The organism is Microbacterium elymi (genome assembly GCF_021582895.2).
Lineage (GTDB): Bacteria > Actinomycetota > Actinomycetes > Actinomycetales > Microbacteriaceae > Microbacterium > Microbacterium humicola.
Window position 1 is genome coordinate 1,073,589 of the sequence record NZ_CP091139.2, and the last position, 21,412, is coordinate 1,095,000.

15 protein-coding genes and 3 pseudogenes are annotated in these 21,412 nt (G+C 72.4%); 13 read left to right on the forward strand and 5 right to left on the reverse strand.

Annotated elements, in window-relative coordinates; genetic code table 11:
* Positions 1-9: 9 nt before the first annotated feature.
* Genes L2X98_RS05760 through L2X98_RS05770 form a run of 3 tightly spaced genes read left to right on the forward strand, consistent with a single transcriptional unit; the run spans position 10 to position 1,439 of the window.
* On the forward strand, positions 10-576 hold the full coding sequence (locus L2X98_RS05760) for a TetR/AcrR family transcriptional regulator (RefSeq protein WP_259612607.1): 567 nt from the start codon (positions 10-12) through the stop codon (positions 574-576).
* Entirely contained in the window at positions 533-706 is a 174-nt protein-coding gene (locus L2X98_RS05765) for a hypothetical protein (protein WP_259612608.1), read from the forward strand. Before L2X98_RS05760 ends, L2X98_RS05765 begins: the two co-directional genes overlap by 44 nt.
* Before the next feature lie 37 nt (positions 707-743).
* Positions 744-1,439, forward strand: coding sequence for an alpha/beta hydrolase (locus L2X98_RS05770; RefSeq protein WP_259612609.1), 696 nt, complete (start codon positions 744-746; stop codon positions 1,437-1,439).
* A 230-nt stretch (positions 1,440-1,669) separates the two neighbouring features.
* On the opposite strand, the gene L2X98_RS05775 is transcribed toward L2X98_RS05770, so the two are convergent.
* Positions 1,670-3,019 (reverse strand): endonuclease/exonuclease/phosphatase family protein, encoded by a 1,350-nt coding sequence (locus L2X98_RS05775; RefSeq protein ID WP_259612610.1) that lies wholly within the window; start codon positions 3,017-3,019, stop codon positions 1,670-1,672.
* Entirely contained in the window at positions 3,010-3,576 is a 567-nt protein-coding gene (locus L2X98_RS05780) for a hypothetical protein (protein ID WP_259612611.1), read from the reverse strand. The genes L2X98_RS05775 and L2X98_RS05780 overlap by 10 nt, the downstream gene beginning before the upstream one ends.
* Positions 3,577-3,842: 266 nt before the next feature.
* Here L2X98_RS05780 and L2X98_RS05785 point away from each other — a divergent pair.
* Together L2X98_RS05785 and L2X98_RS05790 are read left to right on the forward strand one after the other, a co-directional pair.
* Positions 3,843-5,506, forward strand: a pseudogene (locus tag L2X98_RS05785) (ABC-F family ATP-binding cassette domain-containing protein).
* A gap of 118 nt (positions 5,507-5,624) precedes the next feature.
* A complete protein-coding gene (locus tag L2X98_RS05790; RefSeq protein WP_259612612.1) occupies positions 5,625-5,804 on the forward strand; it encodes a PspC domain-containing protein in 180 nt (59 codons plus the stop codon).
* A 38-nt stretch (positions 5,805-5,842) separates the two neighbouring features.
* Here L2X98_RS05790 and L2X98_RS05795 read toward each other — a convergent pair whose 3' ends face one another.
* The gene (locus L2X98_RS05795; RefSeq protein ID WP_259612613.1) at positions 5,843-6,256 is read right to left on the reverse strand and encodes a GreA/GreB family elongation factor; all 414 of its coding nucleotides are present in this window, start codon (positions 6,254-6,256) and stop codon (positions 5,843-5,845) included.
* A 98-nt stretch (positions 6,257-6,354) separates the two neighbouring features.
* Here L2X98_RS05795 and L2X98_RS05800 point away from each other — a divergent pair.
* The 8 genes and pseudogenes from L2X98_RS05800 to L2X98_RS05840 all read left to right on the forward strand — a co-directional run bounded on the left by L2X98_RS05800 (position 6,355) and on the right by L2X98_RS05840 (position 19,759).
* Positions 6,355-11,077: pseudogene (locus L2X98_RS05800) on the forward strand (Lhr family ATP-dependent helicase).
* A 52-nt stretch (positions 11,078-11,129) separates the two neighbouring features.
* Positions 11,130-12,419, forward strand: a pseudogene (locus L2X98_RS20180) (ATP-binding cassette domain-containing protein); the annotation flags it as partial.
* Between the two features lie 349 nt (positions 12,420-12,768).
* Positions 12,769-13,125, forward strand: a complete 357-nt coding sequence (locus L2X98_RS05815) for a TOBE domain-containing protein (RefSeq protein ID WP_259613210.1) — start codon at positions 12,769-12,771, stop codon at positions 13,123-13,125.
* 25 nt (positions 13,126-13,150) lie between these two features.
* A complete protein-coding gene (locus L2X98_RS05820; RefSeq protein WP_259612614.1) occupies positions 13,151-14,344 on the forward strand; it encodes a polyamine ABC transporter substrate-binding protein in 1,194 nt (397 codons plus the stop codon).
* Entirely contained in the window at positions 14,337-15,227 is an 891-nt protein-coding gene (locus L2X98_RS05825) for an ABC transporter permease (RefSeq protein ID WP_259612615.1), read from the forward strand. The genes L2X98_RS05820 and L2X98_RS05825 overlap by 8 nt, the downstream gene beginning before the upstream one ends.
* Positions 15,228-15,728: 501 nt before the next feature.
* Positions 15,729-17,846 carry an amidohydrolase family protein gene (locus tag L2X98_RS05830; RefSeq protein WP_259612616.1) on the forward strand — a complete coding sequence of 706 codons (2,118 nt, stop codon included), beginning with the start codon at positions 15,729-15,731 and terminating at the stop codon, positions 17,844-17,846.
* Positions 17,847-17,969: 123 nt separating this feature from the next.
* Positions 17,970-19,415 (forward strand): NAD(P)/FAD-dependent oxidoreductase, encoded by a 1,446-nt coding sequence (locus L2X98_RS05835; RefSeq protein ID WP_259612617.1) that lies wholly within the window; start codon positions 17,970-17,972, stop codon positions 19,413-19,415.
* Positions 19,412-19,759 carry a cupin domain-containing protein gene (locus L2X98_RS05840; RefSeq protein WP_259612618.1) on the forward strand — a complete coding sequence of 116 codons (348 nt, stop codon included), beginning with the start codon at positions 19,412-19,414 and terminating at the stop codon, positions 19,757-19,759. Before L2X98_RS05835 ends, L2X98_RS05840 begins: the two co-directional genes overlap by 4 nt.
* A gap of 15 nt (positions 19,760-19,774) precedes the next feature.
* Here the strand turns inward: L2X98_RS05840 and L2X98_RS05845 are convergent, their stop codons facing one another.
* The gene (locus L2X98_RS05845; RefSeq protein WP_259612619.1) at positions 19,775-20,017 is read right to left on the reverse strand and encodes a helix-turn-helix domain-containing protein; all 243 of its coding nucleotides are present in this window, start codon (positions 20,015-20,017) and stop codon (positions 19,775-19,777) included.
* Positions 20,002-21,411 (reverse strand): PucR family transcriptional regulator ligand-binding domain-containing protein, encoded by a 1,410-nt coding sequence (locus tag L2X98_RS05850; RefSeq protein WP_354002931.1) that lies wholly within the window; start codon positions 21,409-21,411, stop codon positions 20,002-20,004. The genes L2X98_RS05845 and L2X98_RS05850 overlap by 16 nt, the downstream gene beginning before the upstream one ends.
* Position 21,412: the final 1 nt, after the last annotated feature.

Sequence of the window (21,412 nt, forward strand, 5' to 3'; positions counted from 1 at the left end):
AGGGTGGGAATGGCGAATCACACGACCGCGAATCACCGGGGAAGAGCGCAGACCCGACTCGACCGCGAGGCGATCGTCGCAGCGGGCCTCGAGCTCGCGGCCTCGAGCGGCCGCGCGACCGTGTCAGTGCGCGAGCTGGGCGCTCGGCTGGGAGCCGATCCGACGGCGATCTACCGACACTTCTCCAGCAAGGAGGAGGTGATGCGTGCCCTGCTGGACGCGGTCATCGCCGAGTCGGTGGCGGCGGTGCAGGCAGAGCCCGCGGACTGGGAGCAGCGGTTGCGAGAATTGGCGACGCACACGCTGCGCACCTTCATCCGCTACCCGGCGATCGGCGCCGAGGCCACGACGCTGACCACACATGGCCCGGGCGAACTGTCGGCGATCGAGCTGATGCTGGACGCATTCACCCGCGCCGGCTTGAACGATCAGGATGTCGTGCGCCACTACGCGCTGCTTGCCCAGCACTCGCTGTCCGGGGCTGCGGGCATCGCACGCGCGCAAGCGGGAGGGCGAGCCCGGCACCGCGCGCGTGAACGGCGCCAATCCCTGGTTCGATGCGCCGCTTCGCCCTGACCCCCAGCTGTTTCCGCGCTTTGCGGCCCTGGCGAACGAGCTCGTCGATCTGCAGGACGACGAGCTGTTCCTGCTCGGGGTCGAGTTCGTGATCGACTCTGCACGGCGGCTGGGCGCAGCCGCCGACTGACGGACGGGACGTCGGTGCACGCTGGCAGGATGGGCGCATGAGCTCTTTCGACGCGCCCCGCATCGATCCCGACGCCGCACTGTGGTCGGCCCCGGCCGACGTGCGCGCCGGCCGGCCGCTGCTCGTCCTGCTGCACGGCTACGGCGCCGATGAGCACGACCTGTTCGGACTGTCTCCGGCGCTGCCCGAGGCGTTCGTCACGGCGTCCGTGCGCGCGCCGCTGACCCCGCCGTGGCCCTCCCCCGGGCACTCCTGGTATCCGATCGAAGATGTCACCGACGCCGACCTGTCGGGGCCGCGCGCACGCGACCCGGAGCGGGTGACGGCAGCGGCATCCGCGTTCTTGGAATGGCTGGATGCGGCGGCCGGCCCCGCGAGCACCGTGGGACTGCTCGGCTTCTCGCAGGGCGCCTCGGTGGCGCTGCAGGCGATGCGGCTGGCCCCCGAGCGGTTCGCGTTCGTGCTGAATCTGTCCGGGTACACCGCCCCCGGCGAGCTGCCGGGCGATGCCGAGCTGCAGCGCCGGCGTCCGCCGGTGTTCTGGGGGCGAGGGGCGCTCGACGACGTGATCCCGGCGCCGCTGATCGACCGCACCACGCAGTGGCTTCCGGCGCACAGCGAGCTGTCCGGACGGGTCTACCCGACGCTCGGGCATGGCGTGTCCGAGGAAGAGGTCGCCGACATCCGGGTGTTCCTTGACAAGCGGCTGGCCACCCTCGACGCCGACGGATAGCGGGCGCGGGTGCCGGGGCGCGGTCGCCGGGGCGCGGGTGCCGCCGCGCGGTCGGCGCGGCGCGGATGCCGGAGCGCGGTCGGCGGGGCGCGGATGCCGGAGCGCGGGCGCGAATGCGGGCGCGCGGGTGCCCCAGCCCCGGCCCGCGCGGCGTCAGTCCACCTGCACCTGCACGGTGATCATCCTGTGGTCGGACAGCGTCGAGTCGGCGACGGCGGCGTCGTGCACCGTCATCCCGGCGACGAACAGGTGGTCGATCTCCTGGTCGGGGGCCTCCGCCGGCGAGGTGTAGGCGGGCCGGATGGGAGCGAGCGCGTCGCGGGCGCCCGAGGCGAGCGCAGCCGCCAGGACGCCGTGTCGGGTGTCGTGTTCAGGTCGCCGCCCCCGATCACGGGTCCGCGGGCGGCGGCTGCGGCCAGCGCCTGCGAGAAGAACGCCGCCTGGCCCTGCGTGGCGTTCAGGTCGTCGCCGTCGGGCTGCAGGTGGGTGGCGATGACCTGCACGGCCGTGTCACCCCACTTCATGGTGGCCGAGGTCATCCCGGCGCCGGTGAGCGAGTCGAACGCCGGGTAGCGCTGTGAGTCGGCATCGTGCACCGGCAGGTCGGTGAGGATCGCGTCGCCCCACACCTGATCGCCGGCTGGCCCGAAGACGAATCGCATGCCCAGCATCCGCGCCATGATCGCCAGCTGATCCTGACCGCCGTTGAGCAGCCAGCCGCGGTCGACCTCGCTGAGCAGCACCACGTGCGCCCCGGCATGGCGGATCTGCTCGGCCACCGCCCCCGGCACGAAGCGGCCGTCCAGTGCGTACCCCATGCGCAGGTTGTAGGCCGCCACGGTGAGAGGCCGATCGGTGGCGGATGCCGCGACCGGCCGGGTCGGGATCGTCAGCGCCGGCCCGACCAGCGCGGCGATCACCGCGATCACGGCGGCGACGGCCGACGCGGCGACCGCCCGTGCGCCCCCGGCCTCGATGCGCTGCGCCTCGGCGGGATCGAAGGCGGCGTCGGAGTCGGCCCCGGGCATAGAGCCGGACCCGCGCGCAGAGCCGGACCCACGCGCGGAGCCGGACCCGGGCGCAGCCCCGGAATCGCGACCGATGCGACCCCGAATCCCGGCCCGATACGACACGGCCCAGGCCGCCAGTGCCACCGCCGCGGCGAAGATCACCCAGTCCGCGCGATACCCCAGGTCGTAGCCGGCGTAGAACGCGAAGAACAGCAGCGTCCAGATCACCCCACCCACACCCGCCGCCACGGACGCCGTCCGCGGCGAGCGACCCGCCCCGGCGAACAGCAGCAGCCGGGCGGCAGCTGCCGGTCCGACGACGAACCCCGCCGCCGCCCACACGCTCAGCACGCCCTCGAAGCCGCCGCGCGTGACCTCGAGCGGCACGGCGACCAGCACCGCGGCGGGGAACAGCACGGCAGAGAACCACGGCCGTCGACGCGGAGCCGGCAGGAGCGCGACGATCACCGCCGCCCAGACGCCGACCACGACCGCCAAGGTGCCCCAGATCGGGCTCAGCACCGAGCCCCGCCCGACGTCGGACAGCCCGAGCAGCACGATCAGCAGCACCGGCGGCAGCGCAGCGCGGTGCGCGCGGCGACCGGCGCATCGCGCGCCCGTGCCGCGCCCCGCATCGCGACGACGACCAGCACCGCCTGCACGATCAGCAGCGCGACATCCCATCCGTCGCGGCGCCAGACGGCGCCGAACGTGCCCAGCAGCGCATGTGTGGACGCGCTCACCGCGACGCCCAGGAGCACGCTCGGCACCAGCGCGCGACCGAGCGACCCCGCGCACAGGCACAGCGCGCCGAAGGCCAGCACGACCCCGACCGAACTGCCGTACAGCTGGATGTCGCCGCCCTCGGGGTTGATCGCCAGCGCGATCCGCACCACGAATGCCGCCAGCAGCATCCACCCCGCCCACCGGGCGAGCCGGCGGCGGAGGAACGCGACGATCACGAGCGGAACCGCCATCACGAGCAGCGCGTACGCCCCCATCACCTCGGCCGGCGTCTGGGCGGCGCGCCCGAACAGTGTGATCAGCGACGGCGTCCACACCCGCCACAGGTCGATGAGCAGCCACGTCGCCAGGACGCCCAGGGCACTCACCGACCGCGTCGTCATGTGCGCCAGTCTGCCGGATGCCGCCGACACCGGCAGGCCGATCTGCTAAAGTGGCTCGGCCCTGTCCCCGACGTGAGGAATGGAATGACCGAGATCGCCGCCGCGCGCTGACGCTGCCCGATCCGTCGTTTCTCGACGTGTCGTGCCGTCACCGGACAATCCGCTGCCTCGCAGCACGTTCGCGCGCCGACCGTCGATCTCACCCCTCCCGCTGCGGGAGCGCCTCGGGCATCGATGTCGGCGCACCCCGACATCGAGGAGGCCCCATGCCTGCACACACTCTCTCCGCTCCCGTCGTCCTGGATCGGCTCTCGTTCGCCTGGCCGGACGGCTCGATCGCCCTGCGCGACGTGTCCGGCGCGTTCGGCGCCGGTCGCACCGGGCTGGTCGGCCGCAACGGATCCGGCAAGTCGACGCTGCTCCGCCTGATCGCCGGCGCGCTCGAACCGTCCGGAGGCCATGTGACGGCGGCATCCGACATCGCGTACCTTCCGGCAAGCTGACGCTCGGCACCGAGCGACCGGTGGCCGAGCTGCTCGGCGTCGCCGAGACGCTGGCCGCGGTGCGCGCCGTCGCGGCCGGCGACGCCGACCCGCGGCACTTCGACGCGATCGGCGACGACTGGGACATCGAGGCCCGGTCGATCGCCGCGCTGGCCGAGGCGGGGCTGCCGGACGGGGCCCTGGACCGGACGGTGGGCGAGATCTCCGGCGGCGAGGCGGTGCTGGCGGCGGTCGCCGGCATCCGGCTGCGACAGGCGCCGATCACCCTGCTGGACGAGCCGACGAACAACCTCGACCGCGACGCCCGGCACCGCCTGTACGACATGGTGCGCGCGTGGCGCGGGACGCTGATCGTGGTCAGCCACGACATCGCCCTGCTCGAGCTGATGGACGCCACCGCCGAGTTGTACGACAGCGAGCTGTCGGTGTTCGGCGGACCGTACTCGCAGTGGCGGGACTGGCGGGAGGCCGAGCAGTCCGCGGCCGCACAGGCCGAGCGCGCCGCCGAGCAGGTGCTCAAGCGCGAGAAGCGCCAGCGGATCGAGGCCGAGACCAAGCTCTCGCGGCGCGCAGCGGTGGGGCGCAAGGCCCAGGTCTCCAAGCGCGTGCCCGGCATCATCGCGGGCGGGCGCAAGCGCGCGGCGCAGGTCTCGGCCGGACGGCTGCGCACCGAGATGGGCGAGAAGGAGTCCGCCGCCCGCGCCGCCCTGGACGCCGCCGAGCGTCGTGTGCGCGACGACGACGCGGTGCTGATCGACCTGCCCGACCCGGGCGTGCCCGCCGGGCGCCGGATCGCGACCCTCGCCGACGACGCGCGCGAGTGGGTCGTCGCGGGGCCCGAGCGGGTGGCCCTGATCGGGCCGAACGGCGCCGGGAAGACCACGCTGCTCGAGGAGCTGGTGGCATCGGCCGTGCAGAACTCCGGAGTTTCGGACGCGCCCGCCTCAGCCCGGGCCGATTCCGGCCCATTCGGGCTGCATCTCCGGAGTTCTGCACGCGCCCAGGCCCACACCGACCGCGTCGGATACCTGCCGCAGCGCGTGGACGGGCTGGATGATGCCGCCTCGGTGCTGCAGAACGTGCGGGCCGCCGCGCCCGGGACGCCGCCGGCCGAGATCCGCAATCGCCTCGCGCGATTCCTGATCCGGGGGGATGCCGTGGACCGGCCGGTCGCGGCGCTCTCGGGCGGCGAGCGGTTCCGGGTGGCGCTGGCGCGCCTGCTGCTGGCCGATCCCCCGCCCCAGCTGGTGGTGCTGGACGAGCCGACGAACAACCTCGACCTGGACACCGTGGATCAGCTCGTGGACGCCCTGTCGGCCTACCGCGGCGCGGTGCTGGTCGTCAGTCACGACGACGCGTTCCTGCAGCGGCTCGGCGTGGACACGACCCTCGAGCTGACCCCCGACGGCCTGGCCGAGCGGCGCTGAGCGACTCACCGGGTTCGGAGGATCGCGCCGACCTCGGATGAATTCGCCCAGGTCGTCCGAAGAAGGCCGGATTCTCCGGGCCCTGTGAACGCGGGGGCGGCGGTGGGAGGATGTCGGCATGGCCACACTCATCCGTCCGCGCGAGGACCGCGTGTTCGCGGGCGTCTGCGCCGCCGTCGCGCACCGCTTCGGCTGCCGCGTCCTGGTCGTCCGCGTGCTCGCCGCGGCCGGCCTCATGTTCTTCGGCGTCGGCCTGTGGCCGTACCTGTTCCTGTGGGTGCTGATCCCGTCGGAGTGACGGCTGCGCGTACGGGAGTGACCACTGCGACGTGATCGCTACGCGTACGGGGTGACCGCGACGATCGACACCTCGAGGGTCGCGCCGTTCGGCGCGGCGAAGCTGACCGCCTCGCCCACCCGGTGTCCGTTGATGGCGGAGCCCAGCGGGGACGTGGGCGAATACACCTCGATGTCGCCGTCGGTGCGCACCAGGTCGCGGCTGCCGAGCAGGAAGGTCTCCACCGAGCCGTCCGCCTGGAACTTCACGGTGATGCGCATGCCCGGCTCGACGACGCCGTCGTCGGGCTTCGTCCCGACCTCCGCACGGCGGATCAGCTCGCGCAGCTCGAGCACCCGCGCCTGCGGGGCCTCGTCGCTGGGCATGGCCGTGAGCTCGTCGAGTTCGCTCTGCAGGGCCGCGAGGGCGGCCGGGGTCATCCAGACGGTGTCCGTTCCGGTCACGTTCGACACGATCGGCTCCCTTCTCACTGTTCTCAGGGGTGGCAAAGAACTTCCAGCTTAGCCCGGATGTCGGTGATACCGGCAAAGATGGGGAGGTGGGCGACGTGATGGACCTCTTCGGCGCGGCGACGCGGGAGTGGTTCCGCGGCGCTTTCGCGCACCCGACCGACGCGCAGCGCGGCGCGTGGGAGGCCATCGCCGCCGGCAAGCACGCCCTCGTGGTGGCGCCCACCGGATCGGGCAAGACGCTGTCGGCGTTCCTCTGGGCGATCGACCGGGTCTTCCACGCGCGGGATGCCGGTGGCCCGGCCGCCGATCCGCGCCGCCCCACCGTCCCCGGGCCGAGCACCGCGGCCCGACGCACCCGCGTCCTCTACGTCTCTCCGCTGAAGGCGCTGGGCGTGGACGTGGAGCGCAACCTGCGCTCGCCCCTGGTCGGGATCGCGCAGCAGGCGCGACGCCTCGGCGTTCCGATCCCGGATGTCACGGTCGGCGTGCGCTCCGGCGACACGTCGGCGTCCGATCGCCGCAGGCTCGTGACCGCTCCCCCCGACATCCTCATCACGACCCCCGAGTCGCTGTATCTCATGCTCACCAGCCAGGCCGCCGAGACCCTGCGCGGCGTGGACACCGTGATCGTCGACGAGGTGCACGCGGTGGCCGCCACCAAGCGCGGGGCGCACCTGGCGGTGAGCCTGGAGCGGCTGGACGAGCTGCTGGACCGGCCCGCCCAGCGCATCGGCCTGTCGGCCACGGTGCGGCCGATCGACGAGGTCGCCCGGTTCCTCGGCGGCGCGGCGCCGGTCGAGATCGTCGCCCCGCGGGCGACGAAGACGTTCGAGCTGAACGTCGTGGTCCCGGTCGACGACATGCGCAATCCGCCGCCGGCGCCCGAGTCCTCGGCGCCCGAGTCCCCGGCTCCCGCATCCCCTGCTTCCGACGGCTCCGCCGCGGCAGCGGATGCCGCGAACGGCGATGCGGCTGACGGCCAGTGGTATGCCCCCGCCCCGGAGAGCACCGAGATGACCGGCTCGATCTGGCCGCACGTGGAAGAGGCCATCGTCGACCGGGTGCTGCAGAACAAGTCGACCATCGTGTTCGCGAACTCGCGGCGGCTCGCCGAGCGGCTGACCGGCCGGCTCAACGAGATCTACGCGGAGCGCCTCTCGGCCGATGCGGACGCCGACGAGCCGCCCGTGCTCGCCAAGGCGCACCACGGCTCGGTGTCCAAGGAGCAGCGGGCCGAGGTCGAGGACGAGCTCAAGCGCGGCATCCTGCGCTGCGTGGTGGCCACCTCGAGCCTCGAGCTGGGCATCGACATGGGCGCGGTCGATCTGGTCATCCAGGTCGAGGCGCCGCCGTCCGCGGCATCCGGCCTGCAGCGCGTGGGCCGGGCCGGCCACCAGGTCGGCGAGATCAGCCGCGCGGCGCTGTTCCCGAAGCACCGCAGCGACGTGCTGCACACGGCGGTGGTGACCGAGCGGATGCTGTCGGGCCAGATCGAGGCGCTCTCGGTGCCGCAGAATCCGCTCGACATCCTCGCCCAGCAGACCGTGGCCGCCTGCGCCGTCGGCCCGGTCGACGTCGAGGGCTGGTACGTGACGGTGCGGCGCAGCGCCCCGTTCCGCACGCTTCCGCGCTCGGCGTACGAGGCGACGCTCGATCTGCTCGCCGGCCGGTTCCCGTCCGACGAGTTCGCCGAGCTGCGCCCCGCGTGGTCTGGGACCGCGACCAGGGCACGCTCACCGGCCGCCCCGGCGCGCAGCGGATCGCGGTCACCAGCGGCGGGACGATCCCCGACCGCGGCATGTTCGGCGTGTACGCCGCCGGCGAGAAGGTCGGCGCCCGGGTCGGCGAGCTGGACGAGGAGATGGTCTACGAGTCGCGCGTCAACGACGTGTTCACCCTCGGCACCACCAGCTGGCGGATCGTGGAGATCACGCACGACCGGGTCAACGTCGTGCCGGCGTTCGGACAGCCCGGCAAGGTGCCGTTCTGGCACGGGGACGGCATCGGCCGTCCGGCCGAACTGGGCGAGGCGCTCGGCCGGTTCTCGCGCGAGGTGGCGGCCTCCGCGCCCGAGAAGGCGCAGGCCCGGCTCGTCGAGTCCGGGCTCGACGAGAACGCCGTCGACAACCTGCTCGGCTATCTGGCCGAGCAGCGCGAGGCCACCGGGACGCTTCCCACCGACCGGACGCTGACCGTCGAGCGCTCGCGCGACGAGGTCGGGGACTGGCGCGTCATCCTTCATTCCCCGTACGGCATGCAAGTGCACGCGCCGTGGGCGCTGGCGGTGAACGCCCGCATCCGCGAGCGGCTCGGGGTCGAGGGATCGGCGGTCGCCAGCGACGACGGGATCATCGCCCGGATCCCGGATGCCGAAGCCGAGCCCCCGGGGGCCGAGCTGTTCGTGTTCGAGCCGGATGAGATCGACCAGCTCGTCACCGACGAGGTCGGCGGGTCCGCGCTGTTCGCCTCGCGGTTCCGCGAATGCGCGGCACGCGCGCTGCTCATGCCCCGGCTGAACCCGGGCCGCCGCAGCCCGCTGTGGCGGCAGCGGCAGCGGGCCGCGCAGCTGCTGGAGGTGGCCCGCCGGCATCCGACGTTCCCGATCATCCTCGAGACGCTGCGCGAGGTGCTGCAGGACGTGTACGACCTGCCGGCGCTCGCCAAGCTGTGCCGCGGCATCGGCGAGCGCCGCATCCGGCTCGTCGAGGTCTCGACATCCCAGCCGTCGCCGTACGCCCGCGACCTGCTGTTCGGATATGTCGGCGCGTTCATGTACGAGGGCGACTCGCCACTGGCCGAGCGACGCGCGGCGGCGCTGTCGGTCGATCCGGCGCTGCTGAGCGAACTGCTGGGCAAGGTCGAGATGCGCGAGCTGCTCGACCCGGAGATCATCGCCCAGTTCGAGCGCGAGGTGCAGCGGCTCGACGCCGAGCGGCACGTGCGCGGCGTGGAGGGCGTGGCCGATCTGCTGCGGATGCTGGGGCCGCTGGATGCCGCCGAGGTCGCCGCACGGCTGGAAGCCGAGCCCGCTTCCGCGGCACCGACGCCGGCCGCGGCATCCACCCACCTCGACGCCCTCGTCGCCGCGCATCGCGCGATCCCGGTCACGATCGGCGGGATGCCGCGGGTCGCCGCGATCGAGGATGCCGGGCGGCTGCGCGATGCCCTCGGCACCGCGCTGCCGGTCGGCATCCCCACCGCGTTCCTCGAACCGGTCGCCGATCCCCTCGGCGACCTGGTGGCCCGGTTCGCCCGCACGCACGGGCCGTTCCGGGCGGATGCCGCGGCCGAACGCCTGGGCGTCGGCGTCGCGGTCGCCCGCCTCACCCTCCAGCGGCTGGAGGCCGCCGGCCGGGTCACCAGCGGATTCTTCCTGCCGGAGGCCTCTGCCGGGTCCGGCCCGGACGACGCCGAGTGGTGCGACGCCGAGGCCCTGCGCCGGCTGCGGATGCGGAGCCTGGCCGCCATCCGCGGCAGCGTCGAGCCGGTCGCACCCCAGGCGTACGCGCGCTTCCTGCCGGTGTCGGCAGCACCTCGACCGGCCGCTGGAGGGCATCGACGGCGTCGCGGCCGTGGTCGAGCAGCTCGCCGGCGTGCCGATCCCCGCCAGCGCGTGGGAGTCGCTCGTCCTCGCCTCGCGGGTGCGGGACTACTCGCCCGGCATGCTCGACGAGCTCACCGCGAGCGGCGAAGTGGTGTGGTCCGGGCACGGCGCGCTGCCCGGCCGGGACGGCTGGGTCGCCCTGCACCCCGCCGATGCGGCGCCGGTGACGCTGGCCGAGCCGGTGGGCGAGATCGTGCCCGGATCGCTCGAGGAGCGGCTGCTGAATGTCCTCGGCGCGGGCGGCGCGTACTTCGCGGGTCAGCTTGCGGACGCTGGCGGATGCCGAGAACGAGCAGTCTGTGATCGAGGCGCTCTGGTCGCTGACCTGGGCGGGGCGGGTGACCAACGACACCTTCGCGCCGCTGCGCACGCTGCTTTCGGGCGGGTCGCAGGCGCACAAGGTGTCGCGCCGCACGCCGCGCGCACGGATGTACCGCGGCGCGTCGCCGTCCCGGGCATCCGCCCCGCCGCGTCCGCCGGCGATCGGCGGCCGGTGGTCGGTGCTGCCCGCGCCCGAGGCCGACCCCGCGCTGCGGGCCACCGCGACGGCCAGCCTGCTGCTGGACCGCTACGGCGTGGTCACCCGCGGCTCGGTGGTCGCCGAGCAGGTGCCGGGCGGCTTCGCGCAGATGTATCGGATCCTCGCCGGATTCGAAGAGGCCGGGCACTGCCGGCGCGGGTACGTGATCGAGCGGCTCGGGGCGGCGCAGTTCGCGGCATCCGCCACCATCGACCGCCTGCGCGAGTTCGCCGGCCTCACCGACCCGCCCCCGCTGACCGCCCGCACCCTCGCGGCGGCCGACCCGGCCAATCCGTATGGGGCGGCGCTGGGCTGGCCGGCGCTGGAGGGCAGCGCGCACCGGCCCGGCCGCAAGGCCGGGGCGCTCGTCGTGCTCGTGGACGGCGAGCTCGTGCTGTACCTGGAGCGCGGCGGCAAGACCGCGCTGGCGTTCAGCGAGCATGACGGCGCGCTGGGTGCCGGATGCCGGAGCCTCGCCGAGACCGCGCGGGCCCGGCGCCTGGAGACCCTGACCATCGAGCAGGTGAACGGCGCGTTCGTGTTCGGCACCCCGGTCGGTCGCGCCCTGCGCGCAGCCGGCTTCGTCGAGTCGACGCGCGGGCTGACGCTTGCGCAAGGTCACCTCCCGTGCCTGAGGGCGACACCGTCTGGCAGACCGCGCGCCGGTTGCACGAGGCGCTGGCGGGGCGGACGCTGACCCGGTTCGAGCTGCGCGTCCCCAGGCGGCGACCGTCGAGCTCACCGGGCAGATCGTCCGAGAGGTGGTGCCGCGCGGCAAGCACCTCCTGCACCGGATCGGCGAGTGGACGCTGCACTCGCACCTGAAGATGGAGGGCGTGTGGGTGGTCCTCGGTCCGGGCGCCCGCTGGCCGCGACCGGCACACACCGCCCGCGCGATCCTGTCCACCGCCGCATGCGACGCGATCGGGTTCGACCTCGCCGAGGTCGCCGTCGTGCCCACCCGCGACGAGTCCACGCTCGTCGGACACCTCGGCCCCGACCCGCTCGAGCCGGACTGGGATCCCGCCGAGGCCGCCCGGCGTCTGGCCGGCGACGCGCGTCCCGTGCACGTGGCTCTGCAGGATCAGCGCAACCTCGCCGGGCTCGGCAACGAGTACGTCAACGAGGTGCTGTTCGTCCGCGGCATCCTGCCCGCCACCCCCGCATCGCAGGTGGACGGCGTCGCGCTGGTGGCCACGGCGGCACGGATGCTGCAGTCCAACCGCGATCGGACGATCCGCACGTTCACCGGCGACAGCCGACGCGGCGCCGCACGCTGGGTGTACGGCCGCGACCGGCAGCCGTGCCGGCGCTGCGGCAGCCGATCCGGCGCAGCGCGCTGGGCGCCGACCCGACGCGGGAGCGGCTCGTCTACTGGTGCCCTTCCTGCCAGCGCTGACCCCGGCATCCCGCCCCCGCAGACCCGCGTGCATCGTCCGGACAGAGTGTCTGGCCGACGTCGATCGGCAGGCGGATTCGTCCGTTTCGGACCCGCGCGTATTGCGCCCGCGCGGGTCCCGGGATTGAATCGCGTTCCAAGGGGCGACGTCGCCCGAGAGGGAGGCTCCGTGACCACCACCACCCCGGCCCGTCCGGAACCCGAAACGGACGAGACGACGGGCGCGGTTGCGATCGAGCGGGTGACGAAGCGCTACGGCGACCAGACCGCCGTGGACGACCTGTCGCTGGACATCCGCGCCGGCGAGTTCCTCTCCCTGCTCGGGCCATCCGGCTGCGGCAAGACCACGACGCTGCGGATGATCGCGGGGTTCGAACGACCGGATGCCGGGGACATCCGGATCTCCGGACGATCCGTCCTGAGCCTGCCGCCGTACAAGCGCAACGTGAACACCGTGTTCCAGGCGTACGCGCTGTTCCCGCACATGAGCGTGGCTCAGAACGTCGCCTACGGGCTCGAGCAGAAGCGGGTGCCGAAATCCGAGGTGCGCGAGCGCGTGGCGTCCGCCCTCGGCATGGTGCAGATGGTCTCGTTCGCCGACCGGCGGCCGGCTCAGCTGTCCGGCGGTCAGCAGCAGCGCGTGGCGCTGGCCCGGGCGCTGGTCAATCGTCCGTCCGTGCTCCTGCTGGACGAGCCGCTCGGGGCGCTGGATCGGAAGCTGCGCGAGGAGATGCAGCTCGAGCTCAAGCTGATCCAGGCACAGCTGGGCATCACGTTCATCTTCGTCACGCACGACCAGGGCGAGGCCCTGTCGATGAGCGACAGGATCGCGGTGATGCGCGCCGGACGGATCGAGCAGCTCGCCGACTCGGACACCATCTACGGCGCGCCCGCATCGGCGTACGTCGCCGCCTTCGTCGGCCAGCAGAACTTCTTCGACGGCACCGTCGCCGCCGACGGATCGAGCGTCGACAGCGCGCACGCCCGGCTTGCGCCCGGCGGCGCGGATCACCGACATCTCCCCCGGCATCCCGGCGCTGGCCGCCGTCCGGCCCGAGTTCGTCGAGATCTCGGTCGAGCGACCGGACGGCGACGCCAACATCGCCGAGGGGCGCATCATCGGCGTCTCGCACCTGGGCGAGACCATGCAGTTCCTGATCCAGTTCGGTCGCGAGATGTCGATCATCGCGCGGCGCCCCACCCCGGACGCACCGCGGGTGGCCATCAACGACACGGTGTGGTGCACCTGGCGGCCGGAGTCGGTCCAGGTCTTCCCGACCGACGAATCCGCCATCCACGGCGGCTTCGTCCAGCCGCCCACCACCGGCACCGTCCGCACGCGCTGATACCCGACCGGCCGAGAGGAACACCATGCCCGAGAACAACACCGTCCGCATCCTCGCCAACCAGCCCGCGGCGAACCGCCTCGTGGGCGACATGACCCGGCGAGGGTTCTTCTCGATCGCCGGCATGGTCGGCGGCACCGTCCTGCTGGCCGCCTGCTCCAGCGGAGGCGGGACGGGCGGCGGCGCCAAGCCCGGCCCGCAGGCCACCGGCGGCAAGCTGGAGAGCTCGCTGTCGATGTACTCGTGGGGCGACTACGACGCACCCGAGGTGCTGGCCGCGTTCACGAAGGAGCTCGGGCCGAAGCTGACCGTCGACTCGTTCGGCTCGAACGAGGAGCTGATCGCGAAGCTCGTGGCGGCCAAGGGCACCGGCGGGTACGACATCATCGTGCCGACCGGCGTGTACATCCCGCAGATGGTGCAGAACAACCTGCTGATGAAGCTGAACAAGGACCTCATCCCCAACCTGAAGTACATGGACCCCGCCTACCTCAGCCGCGGGTGGGACAAGAACAACGACTACTCCATCTGCAAGGCATGGGGCACCACCGGCTTCGTCTACGACAAGTCCAAGATCACCCGTGAGCTGAAGACCTGGAACGACTTCCTGGACTGCGCGCAGAAGGAGGCCAGCGGCAAGACGAGCGTGCTGGATGACCCCGCCGAGATCACGGGCATGTACTACTGGGCCAACGGCGTCGACTGGAACACGACCGATGACGCCGAGATCGACAAGTGCGAGAAGTTCATCGTGGAAACGCTCGCCCCGCACATCGCGGCGTTCGACTCGTACCCGGGCAGCGGGGCCATCCCGCAGAGCGCGCACACCCTGATCGAGGTGTGGAACGGCGACGCCCGCCAGGGCATCCTCGCTTCGGACGACCCGGACAAGTGGCAGTGGGTGCTCGGCTCGCCGACCACCGAGCTGTGGATGGACAACTGGGCGATCGTCGCGTCCGCCCCGCATCCCGAGGCCGCGCACGCGTTCATCAACTTCGTGCTCACGCCCGAGAACCAGATCAAGAACGTCGACTACATCGGCTACCACACCGGCGCGAAGGACATCGAGGCGACCGCCCGCAAGGACGGCCTCGAGATGCTCGACCTGGTCTTCTTCACACCCGACCAGCTGGCGACGATGAAGGACGGCGAGGTCAACTCGGCGCAGACCCGCACGGTCGACATCTACAACAAGGCGAAGGCCGCTGCCGGTGCGTAGAGTCCGCCTTCCCGGCTTCATCCTCGCCGTCCCGGCGTGGCTCTGGCTGCTGGCCTTCTTCGTCGCGCCCGTCCTGGTGGTGTTCTGGTACAGCCTCGGATACAAGCCCGGGCTGTTCGCCACGCACGCCAATGACAAGCTGTCGCTGGACCGGTACGCCGAGGTGCTCACCCCGACGTTCTTCGACACGTTCTGGAACACCCTGTGGATCGGGATCGCCGGCACGCTGCTGTGCTTCCTGATCGGGGCGCCGGTCGCGTATTGGATGGCGCTGAAGGCCCCGGCGCGCATGAAGGGGCTGCTGATCGCCCTGGTGCTGGTGCCGTTCTGGACGAACTTCCTCGTGCGCACCATCGGCTGGATGGTGATCCTGTCGCCCGAGGGGTGGATCTCGCACGCGCTGCAGGCCGTCGGGCTGGCGCCGCTGGACATCCTCTACACGAGACCGGCGGTGCTCTTCGGGGTCGTGTACAACTATCTGCCGCTGATGATCCTGCCGCTGTTCGTCGCGTTCGACCGGGTCGAGCTGTCGGTGCGCGAGGCGTCCAAGGACCTCGGCGCCAACCGCTGGCGCACGTTCGCGCGGGTGACGTTCCCGCTGGCACGGCCCGGCATCATCGTGGGTGCCCTGCTCGTGTACATCCCGCTGATGGGCGACTACATCACGGCGACCGTGCTGGGCGGCGCGAAGGGCAACATGGTCGGCCAGCTCGTGGCATCCCAGTTCCAGACGGCGCAGAACTGGGCGCTCGGCTCGGCGATGGCGGTGATGCTGATCCTCATCATCCTGGGCTCGGTCGCCCTGATGGCCGGGATCATCTGGCTGCTCGCCCTGCCCATGCGCATGCGCAATCGGGTCACGATCCAGGAGGTCGCCGCATGACATCGGTCGAGCCCGGTCTGGGCAGCATCCCGGCCGCCGCCGTCGACATCGATGAGGGCACGCCCGTCTTCCGCGCCGGCGCCGACCGACACGAGGACGTGCCCCAGCACCGGCAGCGCCGCGCGATCACCGATCGGCTGCTGACGGTGTGGAGCGTGCTGGTCTACATCTTCCTGTTCACCCCGATCCTCGTGATCGTCATCTACTCGTTCAACAACGGCCGGCTGCTGGTCGCATTCGACAGCTTCGGCTTCGACGGCTATCTGGCCCTGTTCCGCAAGCCGGTGATCGCGGATGCCGTCATGGTGTCGCTGCGCACCGGTGCGATCGCCTCGATCCTGGCCTCGGTCCTCGGGACTCTCGCCGGGATCGCGCTGGCGCGCAAGCCCGGCAAGTGGACGTACTGGTTCGTCGGGATGCTTGCTGGTCGCCGTCACGCCCGAGATCGTGGACGCGGTCTCGCTGCTTCCGTGGCTCGTCTTCCTGGGCCAGGACCTGGGCATGTCGATCTTCAACGACGGCACCATGCGGCTGGTCGTGGGGCACTCGCTGTTCTCGGTCGCGGTGGTCACCTACATCGTGCGCGCCCGGCTGGTGGGCATGCCGGCCAACCTCGAAGAGGCCTCGGCGGACCTGTTCGCCCCGCCGCTGCGCACGTTCTTCCGGGTGACGCTGCCGCTGGCGATGCCGGCGGTGCTGGCCGGGCTCCTGCTCTCGTTCACGTTCAGCCTGGACAACACGATCGTCTCGGCGTTCGTGCAGGTGTCGGGGTCCACGCCGTGGCCGGTCTACGTGCTCAGCTCGCTGCGCAAGCGGACTGCGCCCCGAGATCGCCGGCGTGTCCACCATCATGCTGCTGGTGACCCTGCTGGCCCTGTCCGTCGTCGCGATCGTGCTGAAGCGGGCCGGCGACTCCGCCGCCGACATCGCCCGCACGATGGCCGGCGGCTGACCAGATCCCCGAAGGAGTCCCCCATGCCCTACGCCGACCTCGTCTTCTCCGGCGGACCGGTCTTCACCGCGAACACGGTGCGCTCCCGCGCGAGCGCCGTGGCCGTCACCGCCGGGCAGATCGTCGCCGTCGGTCACGACCTGGGCGAACTGGTCGGCCCGCGCACCGAGGTGGTCGACCTGCGGGGGCGGATGCTGGTGCCCGGCTTTCAGGACGCCCATGTGCATCCGGTGTGGGGCGGACTGGACATGCTGCGGTGCGATCTGTCGCCGTACGAGTCGGCGCCGGACTACCTCGACGCCATCGGCCGGTACGCGGCATCCCACCCCGACGAGGGGTGGGTGCTCGGCGGTGGATGGGCGATGTCGGCCTTCCCCGGCGGCACTCCCACCGCATCCGCCCTCGACACCGTCGTGCCCGACCGGCCGGCGTTCCTGCCGAACCGCGACGGTCATGGCGCCTGGGTGAACTCGGTCGCCCTGCGGCGCGCGGGCATCGACCGCGACACCCCCGACCCGGCCGACGGGCGGATCGAGCGGGATGCCGACGGCGTCCCGACCGGCATGCTGCACGAGGGGGCGATGACGCTGGTCAACACGCCTGCCGGCCGAGCCGCCGTCGCGCCTGGTGGAGGCGCTGGTCCAGGGCAGCGCTATCTGCATTCCTACGGGATCACCGCCTGGCAGGATGCGATCGTCGGCTCGTACGGCGATGCCGGCGACCCGGGGCCCGCCTATCTGTCGGCGGCCGCCGACGGACTGCTGACCGCCCGCGTCGTGGGTGCCATCTGGTGGGACCGCGCCGCCGGCCTCGAGCAGATCCCGTCGATCGTCGCGCGCCGCGAGCAGTACCGCGGCGGGCGGTTCGCCGCCACCAGCGTCAAGGTCATGCAGGACGGCGTGGCCGAGAACTTCACCGCATCGATGCTGGAGCCGTACGGCGACGGGCACGGGCATCCCACCGACAACTCGGGGATCTCGTTCGTCGACCCGGCGATCCTGAACGAGGCGGTGCCGCAGCTGGACGCGCTCGGCTTCCAGGTGCACTTCCACGCGATCGGCGACCGCGCGGTGCGGCAGTGCCTGGATGCCGTGGAGCAGGCGATCGGTCGCAACGGCCGCACCGACAATCGGCACCACATCGCGCACCTGCAGGTGGTGCACCCGGACGACATCCCGCGGTTCCGGCGCCTGGGCGTGGCGGCGAACATGCAGTCGCTGTGGGCGACGCTGGAGCCGCAGATGGTCGAGCTGACCCTGCCGTTCCTGGGCGAGCCGCGCGCGGGCTGGCAGTATCCGTTCGGCGACCTGCTGCGCGCCGGCACCGTGCTGGCCGCCGGCAGCGACTGGTCGGTGTCCAGCCCGAACCCGCTGGCCGCGATCCACACCGCGGTGAACCGCACCGCCGCGCCGGGCTACGAAGAGGGCGAGTACGACCCGTTCCTGCCGGAGCAGGCGATCGACCTGGCGACCTCGCTGACCGCGTACACCGCCGGTTCGGCGTGGGTGAACCACCTCGACGCCGACACCGGAACGGTCGAGGCCGGCAAGTACGCCGATCTGGTGGTGCTGGACCGCGATCCGTTCGCCGGGCCGGCCGATCAGCTCGGCGCCACCCGGGTGCTGCAGACCTTCGTCGAGGGCGAGCGGGTCTACGCCGTGGACTGACGCGCAGGCCCTCTTGGCCGACAGCAGGAGATCCCGGCCGGGGAGGGAGATGTGAACGATCACACATCCTTCTTCCGTCGGAATCTCCTTCCCCCACCCTGCAACCGAACGGAGCTGATACCCGTGGGCACCACCGTCTTCGAACGACGCCGACCCGCCGCATCCACCGTCGCGCACGCCCTGCGCGACACCGCACACGCCGTCTTCTGGCGCGACGACCTGCCCCCCGGGCTGACGCCGGACCGGCCGGCACTGACCGGCGCGCACACCGCCGACCTGGTGATCGTCGGCGGCGGATACACCGGCCTGTGGGCGGCCCTGCTGGCCACCGAGCGGATGCCGGATGCCCGGATCGTGCTGGTGGAGGCGCAGCGGGTGGGCTGGGCGGCATCCGGGCGCAACGGCGGCTTCTGCGAGACGAGCCTCACCCACGGACGCGAGAACGGCCTGTCGCGCTGGCCGGACGACATGCCGCTGCTCGAGCGGCTGGGCATGGCCAACCTCGACGCGATCGAGGCCAGCGAGGCGCAGTACGGCATGGACTTCGAGTTCCAGCGCACCGGCGAGCTGTCGCCGGCGACCGAGCCGCACCAGGTGCCGTGGCTGCACGAGTGGCACGACGAGGCCGTCGCCCGGGGCGAGGAGGGCGTCGTCTTCCTCGATCAGGATGCCGTGCGCGCCCAGGTGAACTCGCCCACCTACCTGGCCGGGGTCTGGGAGCAGCGCACGTGCGGCATCCTGCATCCCGCGCGGCTGGCCGCCGAGCTGGCACGCGTCGCCGAGGAGCGCGGGGTCGAGATCTTCGAGCAGAGCCGGGTCCGCGCGCTGCAGACCCCGGGCAAGGTGCGCGCGACCGTCGTCACCGAGCACGGGCAGGTGCAGGCCGACCAGGTGATCCTGGCCACGAACGTGTTCCCGTCTCTGCTCAAGCGCAACCGGCTGATGACCGTGCCGGTGTACGACTACGTGCTGATGACCGAGCCGCTGACCGACCAGCAGCTGGCCTCGATCGGCTGGCAGGCCCGGCAGGGGATCGGCGACCTGGCCAACCAGTTCCACTACTACCGGATCACCAAGAGCAACCGCATCCTGTTCGGCGGCTACGACGCGATCTATCACTACGGCCGCAGGGTACGCGCGGAGTATGAGGACCGACCCGCATCGTATGAGCGTCTGGCCGGCCACTTCTTCACCACGTTCCCCCAGCTGGAGGGCTTGCGCTTCACGCACCGGTGGGCGGGCGCGATCGACTCGAGCACCCAGTTCGCCGCGTTCTACGGCACCGCCCGCGACCGCCGCGTCGCGTACGCCGCCGGTTTCACCGGACTGGGGGTGGGGTCGACCCGATTCGCGGGCGAGGTGATGCTCGACCTGCTGGACGGCGCCGAGAACGAGCGGACGAGTCTGGAGATGGTGCGCAAGCGGCCGCTGCCGTTCCCGCCCGAGCCGGCCGCCGCGATCGGCATCAACGCCACCCGCTGGTCGATGGATCGCGCCGACCACAACGAGGGCAGGCGCAATCTCCTGCTGAAGACGCTGGATGCCGTCGGTCTGGGGTTCGACTCATGACCAGAATGGATGCCGGTGCCGCCGCGGTCGCGGCATCCCTGGAGATCCCGGACGAACCGGTGCCCGCCGACCGGGTGCGCGCCGGCTCGCCCCGGACCGGGTTCCTCGATCTGGACGAGACCGAGGGTCGGGCGATCGGAGTCTGGGAGCACACCCCCGGCGTCTCGACGGATGTGGAGGCCGACGAGGTCTTCGTGGTGGTCGCCGGCGCCGGACTGATCGAGTTCACCCGGCCCGCGCTGCCGCCGGTCGAGCTGCGCCCGGGAGTGATCGTGCGGCTCGCCGCGGGGATGCACACGGTGTGGACCGTGCGCGAGACCCTGCGCAAGGTCTACATCGCCTGATCGCGCGCCCGTGCGCTATCGACCCGAACTGCGGCGGACCAGCAGCGCCAGATGCAGCGCGGTCTGGGTCTCGCCGTCGTCCAGGTCGACGTCCAGCAGCCGCTCGATCTGGGCGAAGCGCTGGTAGAAGACCGAACGCGACAGGTGCGAGGCCGACGCGGCCGCTGTGCGATTCGCGGGGTGCGACAGCGCGGCGGCCAGCACGTCGAGCAGGTCGCCGTCGCGGGCCAGGTCGTGCTCGATCAGGGGCGCCAGCATCCGCTCTCCGTGCTCGAGCAGCCGATGGTCGTCGCGGAGGGTGGAGACCAGGCGCACGAGGGGCCGGTCGTCGGCGCGCCGCAGTTGCGGGCCGCCGCGCTCGCCCCGCACCCGGTTGCGGGCCAGATCGATCGCCTCCTGCAGCGAGACCAGCGCGGCATCCAGTCCGGTCGCCGGCGACCCCACCGACACGACGAGGCGATCCGAGCCGTCGGCCGCCTCCGCTCCGAACGCGAGCGCGGCGGCGTCGCTGAACGCGCTCCCGGCCGGCAGCGAGAGCAGGATGCCGGCGGCCGGACCGGCCACATTCGCCGGCGCGGATCCGGTGACAGCGCGTCCCCCGACCGCCCGGGCCGCGGCATCCACGCGCTCCGGGGTGACCATCGCCCGCGCGAGGACGACGCCATGCAGCACGCGGCCCTCGACGGGCAGACCGGCGGCGGCCAGGCGGGCGGCGGCGCCCTCGGTGCTCGCGAAGCGTCCGGACAGCAGGCGGTCCAGCAGTCGGCGACGCGCCTGTCGCTCCCATTCGTCGACCGGCCCGTCAGCGAGCCGCCCGAGGGCGAGGGCGATCGCGCCCTGCTGCAGCACGCCGAGTCGGCCGGCGGGATGCGCCGGCCCCGGCAGGGCGAGCAGGTGGCCCCAGCGGGTGCCGCGCGCCTCGACCGGCACCACCAGCCACCCGTCCTCGGCATCGCCGCGGTGGGCTGCCCGCGAACGGCGCTCCCAGTCCGAGAACAGCTCGTGCTCCATCGCGGGCGGGACCTCGGCGGCGACCACATCGTGGCCGAGGTTCTCCAGCACGACCGGCGCATCCAGGGTGATGGCGAGCGCTGCACGACATAGTCGGCGGGCGAACCGCGCAGGATGAGGGCGGTGAACCGGTCGCGCACCTCGTCGCGTGCCCGCAGCGCCGCGGTCTGCCGGTCGATGATCAGCCGGTGGACGACCTCGGTGACCGAGACGAACTTGACCTCTCGGTCGAGCACCGCCAGCACGAGTCCGTGCCGCCGCGCGGCGTCGATGATCACCGCCGGGGTCCAGCGGTAATGCGCGCCCAGCTCGAGGACGAGCCCGGCCACACCGGCATCCACCAGTTCGGCGATGAACGCGTCGAGGGCCGCCGGGTCCTGCGGCCAGCCCGAGCCGGTCGACAGCAGCTCGCCCCGTTCGAGCAGCCGGGCCACGCCGGCGCTGTCGGACACGTGCGCCCACCGCACCCGTGCATCCAGTCCGTCCTCGCCGACGAGCACCTCGGGCACCCCTTCGACGAGCGACGGCAGCGCGAGGATCTCGCGGACGGTCGGCAGCCCGGCGTCCGAGCGCTCGGCGCGCGGGCCCGGACGATCCGTCTCAGGCGAAGGGAGGGCGCGCTCGACGCTCATGGTCGGCATC